General features: G+C 65.3%; 6 protein-coding genes. 1 reads left to right on the forward strand and 5 read right to left on the reverse strand.

Annotated elements, in window-relative coordinates; translation table 11 throughout:
- The 5 genes from V7Q81_RS13990 to V7Q81_RS14010 all read right to left on the reverse strand — a co-directional run.
- A partial coding sequence (locus V7Q81_RS13990; RefSeq protein ID WP_333844442.1) for a lipid A deacylase LpxR family protein occupies positions 1 to 577 on the reverse strand: 577 nt, incomplete at its 3' end.
- A 43-nt stretch (positions 578 to 620) separates the two neighbouring features.
- Entirely contained in the window at positions 621 to 1,175 is a 555-nt protein-coding gene (locus V7Q81_RS13995; protein ID WP_333844445.1) for an SET domain-containing protein, read from the reverse strand.
- Between the two features lie 167 nt (positions 1,176 to 1,342).
- The gene (locus tag V7Q81_RS14000) at positions 1,343 to 2,743 is read right to left on the reverse strand and encodes an NAD(P)(+) transhydrogenase (Re/Si-specific) subunit beta (protein WP_333844448.1); all 1,401 of its coding nucleotides are present in this window, start codon (positions 2,741 to 2,743) and stop codon (positions 1,343 to 1,345) included.
- Between the two features lie 84 nt (positions 2,744 to 2,827).
- Positions 2,828 to 3,202, reverse strand: coding sequence for a proton-translocating transhydrogenase family protein (locus tag V7Q81_RS14005; RefSeq protein WP_442954845.1), 375 nt, complete (start codon positions 3,200 to 3,202; stop codon positions 2,828 to 2,830).
- The gene (locus V7Q81_RS14010) at positions 3,199 to 4,329 is read right to left on the reverse strand and encodes a Re/Si-specific NAD(P)(+) transhydrogenase subunit alpha (protein WP_333844453.1); all 1,131 of its coding nucleotides are present in this window, start codon (positions 4,327 to 4,329) and stop codon (positions 3,199 to 3,201) included. Before V7Q81_RS14010 ends, V7Q81_RS14005 begins: the two co-directional genes overlap by 4 nt.
- Before the next feature lie 272 nt (positions 4,330 to 4,601).
- Between V7Q81_RS14010 and mutL the strand changes: the two genes are divergently transcribed.
- The coding region (mutL, locus tag V7Q81_RS14015; RefSeq protein WP_333844455.1) for a DNA mismatch repair endonuclease MutL at positions 4,602 to 5,921 on the forward strand (1,320 nt) is incomplete at its 3' end.

A 5,921-nucleotide genomic window follows, 5' to 3' on the forward strand; every position in this document is an offset into this window, starting at 1 on the left:
CAGCCCAGGCCCGCCAGCGACGCTCCCAGTGCACGACCACGCCGGGCTCGTCCCCCAATTGGAAATTCCAGCCCTGGCCTTTCTGGCTGCCCGTCAGGTCGTGCAACCCGCTTTGAACCGCCTCCGCTCCGGAAGAAGGTCCCACCACGCCGAGGGCGAGGCGCCAGGCCTCAAGCCGCCGCTCATCCCAACCAGTAACGCCCACGCGGACATAAGTCCAACCGGCGTAGGGGCGATCGCGGCGGGGCGGATCGGTCGCGCTCAAGTCATCCGGCGTGTAGGCCTGCTGGCCCAGGGCCAGAATTCCGCGGCGCCGGCCCTGGGCCCCACGCAAAGAGGAAAAACCCGGCAGCCATTCCGGCCAGGGGCCGTTGCCACGTCGCTGCTCGCGGGAGAACCAGGCGAGCTCGATGCCTCCCGTATACTGGCGGTCGGTGGCGAAAGGCCAGTCGTTTTCCACCTGAAGCACCATGGCCGGTGGGGTCAGCTCCGGACCCGAGGGTGTTCCACCCCAAGCGGCCTGGGCCAGCAGGCACAGGAGGAATCCCCCCAGCGCCGCCAAGCGCACGGGTTTCATGCGGCTGCCGTGGGGCCAGGGACAGCGCTGCCCACCGGAGCCCTCATCCGCCCGTCAGCAGAGGACCCAGTCGGCGCAGCACGTGGGGAGCAAGAGCCCCCTGCCGGGCATAATCGCGCAGGCGCTCGAGGGGCAGATCTTCCGCGCAACCCACTTCACCCCGGCAGCCCGGGGCGCCGCAGCGACACTGGAAACGCCAGCCTGGAAAAGCGGCGATGCCCGCACGGGTGGTGGTGGTGGCGTAGTCGAAGCTCAGGTCCTCGCCAGGGGCGATGTCCCGCATCGCCACGAGAAAGACCCGCCCATCGGGCTCGAACCGAAGGCGGCAGTTGGGCTCGCAGCTATGGTTGACGTAGTCGTCCAAGTCCCCCGAGGCGAGGAAGACCTCGTCCTCCCCGATCTCCATCACGTGGTCGGGCTCTTCGCCCTGCCCTTCGGCGAAACTCACCCGCCTGCCATAGTGCTCGAGCAGCACTTCCCCGGCGGGATGACCGGTACGGCTGTAGAGGCTGCGCCCCATGGCATTTTCCCGCACCGCGATGCCCGGAAGGGGCGCCATCACCGAAGGAGCCGGGTCGCTCGAGCGAAGGTTCAGCATGGTGGCATCTCCCGGTGCGGAAGCTGGGTCGGTCGTTCCTGTGCGCAAGGGGCGGGCTGGGCGCAGTTCTAGCACATCGCCTGAATACTGGCAAACTCGCAAAGGTCCCCTCACCCAAAAAAAAGCGCAGCCTCGCGGCTGCGCCCTTGCAGGTTCTCCTCCTCCCTTCAATCGATCGCCTTGACCATGTCCTCGACGACCTTCTTGGCGTCGCCAAAGACCATCATGGTCTTGTCCATGTAGAAGAGCTCGTTGTCCAACCCGGCATAGCCCGCCGCCATGGAACGCTTGACCACAATCACCGTCCTCGCCTTGTCTACTTCCAGGATCGGCATGCCGTAAATGGGGCTGCCCGGCTTGCGCGCGGCAGGATTCACCACGTCGTTCGCCCCCAGCACCAACACCACGTCGGTGTTGATGAACTCGCTGTTGATGTCCTCCATTTCGAACACGATGTCGTAGGGGATCTCGGCCTCCGCCAGCAACACGTTCATGTGGCCTGGCATGCGGCCCGCCACGGGGTGCACGGCGAAGCGCACGTTCACTCCCTTCCCCTGGAGCTTGTCCACTAGCTCCTTGACCGCGTGCTGGGCGCGCGCCACCGCCAGACCATAGCCCGGCACGATGATCACGTTCTCGGCGTTGGAGATCAGATAGGCGGCATCTTCAGCGCTGCCCGAGCGCACCGTCTTCTGCCCCGCTTCCTCCGCCGCGGCCCCCTCGGCCGCGCCGAAGCCTCCTAGGATCACGCTGATGAAGGAGCGATTCATGGCCTTGCACATGATGTAAGAGAGAATCGCGCCCGAAGAACCCACCAGAGAGCCGGCGATGATCAGCATGGGGTTGTTCAGGGAAAAGCCGATACCCGCCGCCGCCCAGCCCGAGTAGCTGTTCAGCATCGAGATCACCACCGGCATGTCCGCTCCGCCGATGGGAATGATGATGAGCACCCCCAATACGAAGGCGATAGCGGTCATGACGATGAACGGCAGCCAATGCGTATCGTTCCCGCCCAAGAAAAATGCGATGCCGAAGCCGACCATGACGATCGCCAGTGCCAGATTCAGCAGGTGTTGGCCCTTGAACACCACGGGAGCGCTGGAGAAGAGCCGGAAATGCCTGCCCAAGCCCGCCAGCTTGCCGAAGGCGATCACCGAGCCGGAGAAGGTGATGGCGCCAACGAAGGTGCCGATGAACAGTTCCAGCTTGTTGCCCTTGGGCAAAGGATCGGGAAGCCCGAAGGCGCTCGGGTTGTTGACCGCGGCGATCGCGATCAGCACTGCCGCGATCCCCACCAGGGAATGCATGGCAGCCACCAGCTCCGGCATCTGGGTCATTTGCACCCGGCGGGCAATCACGGCGCCGATCGTTCCTCCGATGGCAATCGCGAGAATGATCAGGACCCAGTTGCGGGTGATGGCGAAGGTGGTGGCGATGGCGATCGCCATACCAATGATGCCAAACAGGTTGCCGCGCCGGGCCGTGACCGGCGAGGAAAGCCCTTTCAAGGCCAGGATGAATAGGACCGACGCGACCAGGTAAGCCAGGGCGACTTGATTGGCGGTCATTTTTTCTCCTTCGGAGCGCCAGATCCCTTGCCGCCGGCGCTCGTGATTGCGATAGGAAAGTGCATTGTGTTCCTCACTTCTTCGTCATTCCTTGCCTTTGCCGCCCTTGGGTTTTTTCTTGAACATCTCCAGCATGCGCTGAGTGACCAGGAAGCCGCCGAAGACGTTGATCGACACCAGCAATACGGCGATGAAGCCGACCACGCTCTCGAAACCTACGCCTCCCACCCCTGCCGCGAGAATCGCGCCGACGATGATGATGGAAGAGATGGCGTTGGTCACCGACAGGAGGGGGGTATGCAGCGCCGGCGTCACGTTCCAAATGACGTGGTAGCCGACGAAGACCGCTAGGACGAAGATGGTGAGGTTGACGACAATGGGGTCGATCGCTCCGGTCATGGGCGCTCCTTGACAATCATGCTTGGGGCATCGAGCACGGAAACGCGCGCTGCGCTTCAGCCCTTTTTCACTAGTTCTCCGCCAGTGCACACCAAGGCGCCGGCGATGATTTCATCCTCCCGGTCGAGCTTCGGCTCCCCGGTCTTGGGGTCGAGCAACAGGTTGAGGAAGTTCAGAAGGTTGCGGGCGTACAAGGCACTCGCGTCCGCGGCCACCAGGGCTGGAAGGTTGGCGATTCCGACGATTTTCACCCCGTGCTTGACCACGATCTTGTCGAGCTCGGAGCCCTCCACATTGCCCCCTTGCTCGATCGCCAGGTCCACGATCACGGACCCCGGCTTCATGCCTTTTACCGTTTCTTCCTTGATTAGTTTGGGCGCGGGACGGCCCGGGATGAGGGCCGTGGTGATGACGATGTCGGCAGCCTTGGCCCGTTCGTGGACCAGTTCCGCCTGGCGGCGCATCCAGTCGGGAGGCATGGGCCGGGCGTAGCCCCCTACGCCCTCAGCGATCTCCCGCTCTTCCTGGGTGAGGTAGGGGACTTCGAGAAACTTCGCTCCCAGCGATTCCACCTGTTCCTTCACCGCGGGGCGCACGTCGGAGGCCTCGATCACCGCCCCGAGGCGCTTTGCCGTGGCGATCGCCTGCAGACCCGCTACACCCGCTCCCAACACCAGCACCCGCGCGGCCTTCACCGTGCCGGCGGCCGTCATGAGCATGGGCATGAAACGCTGGTATTCGTTGGCAGCGATGATCACCGCCTTGTAGCCGGCGATGTTGGCCTGGGAAGAGAGCACGTCCATGGCCTGGGCCCGGGAGATGCGGGGTAGCCATTCCATGGCGAAAGCCGTGATACCGTGGCGAGCGTAGGCTTCCATCGTCGCGCCGTCGTAGGGGTTGAGCAGGCCGATCAGGATCGCCCCTTTTTTCAAATGGGCCAACTCTTCGGCCGAAGGGGCGCGCACCTTGAGCACGATGTCAGCGTTGGCATAGAGCTCCTCGGCGCTCGGTACCACGGTAGCCCCAGCCGCTTCGAACTCCGCGTCGGGAATGCTCGCCTTGAGGCCTGCCGAGGCCTGTACCAGCACCCGGTGGCGTGCGCCGGCCACGAGCTTTTTCACCGTCTCCGGAGTAGCGGCCACGCGGGTCTCGCCCGCGCGCGTTTCCGCAGGGACTCCGATTTGCATGTGTGTTCTCCTTTTTCTCGGACGAGGGACCGGCACGCGGAGGCGGGCCTCGCCACGGCCGCTCTCTTCTTATTCGCAGGAACACCCCTTTTTTCCCGCCGAGAGGCCCTGAGCGGCAGAGGCCGCGAAACGTCACACGGCCATCGGATTCTTCTGTTGCCTCGCCTCTCCGGTCGAGCGAGGCCCAATCCTAATCGCTTCGCCGGGACGGCGCAATAACGGCGATCAAGGGCAACCGCTATAATGGCGCATGCTGCCGAGACGACTTTCCCATGCCTTCGATTCGGGTCCTTCCTGAGCTGGTGGTGAGCCAGATCGCGGCAGGAGAGGTGGTGGAACGGCCCGCCTCTGCCTTAAAGGAACTCCTCGAAAACAGCCTGGATGCGGGCTGCCGCGCAGTGAGCGTAGAGCTTGTCCAAGGCGGTCAGAAGTTGATCGGCGTGACCGACGATGGCTGCGGCATCCCGGGCAAAGAGCTGCCCCTGGCGCTCGCCCGCCACGCCACCAGCAAGATCGCCACCCTGGAGGACCTCGCCCGGGTGAGCAGCCTGGGCTTCCGCGGCGAAGCGTTGGCGGCGATCGGTGCGGTGGCACGCCTGCGGCTCGCGAGCCGCTACCCCTCGGAGCCCCACGGCTGGGCCCTCCGTTGCGATGGGGGCAGCATCGGCCCCCGGGAGCCCGTGGCCCTGGCCCAAGGCACCCGGGTGGAAGTGCGCGATCTTTATTTCAACACCCCGGCTCGGCGCAAATTCTTGAAGAGCGAGGCGACCGAGTACGCCCATTGCGAGGAGATCTTCGTGCGCATCGCCCTCTGCCGGCCGGACCTGCGCTTGACGCTCGTACACAACGGCCGGCCGCGCTGGTCCCTCGCGCCCGCCGATCTGGCCACGCGCATCGGGCAGCTGCTGGGGGAGGCGCTGTCCACCGCACCAATCACCGTGGACGAGGGCACGTCCGGGCTCAAGCTCTTCGGGCTCGCGAGCCAACCGGCCTGGGCCCGTGGCCAGCGCGACGTCCAGTATCTTTTCGTCAACGGCCGTTTTGTGCGCGACAAACTCCTCGCCCACGCGGTGCGGGAAGCCTACCGGGACGTGTTGCACCACGACCGGCATCCGGCTTACGTCCTGTTCCTGGAGCTGGATCCCGAGGCGGTGGACGTGAATGTGCATCCCACCAAGAGCGAGGTGCGCTTTCGCGAGCCCGGCGCCGTGCATCGGTTCGTCTTTCACGCCCTGCACAAAGCCCTGGCGGGCGCCCGGGCCGGGGCGGCCGCCTCGGTTCCCCGGCCGTCTGGAAGCTCCCACCAGGCGGGGCCTACGCCCTGGGCCGCGCCGAGGGCGGATCCTGCGTCAGCGCATCGCCAGCTGGCGGTCCCCCTGTCGGCCGCCCAGCCCGCGGCCCCCTATCAGGTCCCGTTCGCCCAGGCCCTGGCCGAGGCGCCGCAGACATCCGAGGCCGTGTCCGAACTCCCGCCCCTGGGCTTCGCCCTAGCCCAGTTGAGCGGCGTGTACATCCTCGCTCAGAACGCCCACGGCCTGGTGGTGGTGGATATGCACGCCGCCCACGAGCGTGTCGTCTACGAAGCGTTGAAA

Origin of the sequence: Pelomicrobium sp. (assembly GCF_036803785.1) — a bacterium.
In the GTDB taxonomy this organism is placed as follows: Bacteria; Pseudomonadota; Gammaproteobacteria; order Burkholderiales; family UBA6910; genus Pelomicrobium.